The 982-nt window shown below is 64.6% G+C and carries 2 protein-coding genes; both read left to right on the top strand.

Going from position 1 to position 982, the window contains the following annotated elements; genetic code table 11:
* Positions 1-152 precede the first annotated feature (152 nt).
* Positions 153-584, top strand: a complete 432-nt coding sequence (locus JCM19049_RS15400) for a hypothetical protein (protein WP_279403363.1) — start codon at positions 153-155, stop codon at positions 582-584.
* On the top strand, positions 575-802 hold the full coding sequence (locus tag JCM19049_RS15395) for a hypothetical protein (protein WP_054821997.1): 228 nt from the start codon (positions 575-577) through the stop codon (positions 800-802). Before JCM19049_RS15400 ends, JCM19049_RS15395 begins: the two co-directional genes overlap by 10 nt.
* Positions 803-982 lie beyond the last annotated feature (180 nt).

The following is a 982-nucleotide window of genomic DNA, read 5'->3' as shown; positions in this document are numbered from 1 at the left end:
CCGGCGAACTGGGCGCGACCGGGCCCACCCGCGTAAGCTGGGAGGAGCAAAAACGCCCGGCCCGCGCGGCGGGGCGGATCAATAGAGCGAAGAAGACCACCGAACGCTAGTGAACGAGCCCGCTGGATGGGGCTGTGCTGAGGAGAGAGCGCGTGAAGAAACTTGTAGGTGTACTGGCGATGATGTTCACCGCCATGTTGGCCCTGGCCGGCTGCGTGAACACGGACGCCCACGTCACCATCGAGGGCCAGGACAAGGCCAGCGGCACCGTGGAGGTGACCACCGACCGCGCCCTGCTGCAGGGTGCTTCACTGGATGACGTGCTGGCCACCAAGATCGACACCCGCCAGCTGGACCAGATGGCCGGGGAGAACTGGACCTACGAGAAGATCGAGACCCAGGACCGGGTGGGCCTGCGCTTCAACACGGTCAGCTCGATGAACTTCGTGCAGCTGCAGGACGCCTTCCAGGGCTTTGAGCTGCCGGTTCAGCTGGGCGCCACCGAGGACGGCTTCAAGTTCGCCATGCGCGGCAACGCCCCGGGCTCCACCGACCCAAACGCCGCCAAGCCACCATGTCGGTGACCTTCCCCGGCTCGGTGACCTCCACCACCGGCCCGGCCACCATCGAGGGGCACACCGTGACCTTTGACATGGTGCAGGGAGCCACCGAATACGAGGCCACCGGCAAGGCCAACTACGCCCTGTTCTACTCCGTGGTCTTTGGCGGCGCCCTGCTGGTGCTGACCCTGATCATCGTGTTGGCCATGGCCCCCAAGGCCAAGGACACCGCGGCCCACTAAAACCGCCCACTCACGCATCAGGCCCGTCATCGAATCAGTCGTTGGCGGGCCTTGCCAATAGAATGGGAAACAAATCAATTACCAGCGAAGAGAAGGATCACCAGATCCCCATGTCTGACCAGACAATCCAAGAAACGCCGGTGGACGGCGCCGCGCCACCGCACCCCACCGATGAGCAGG

This window comes from Arthrobacter sp. JCM 19049 (assembly GCF_001310435.1).
The sequence above is the reverse complement of the archived record's forward strand: the minus strand, read 5'-3'. Positions and strand labels throughout refer to the sequence as shown.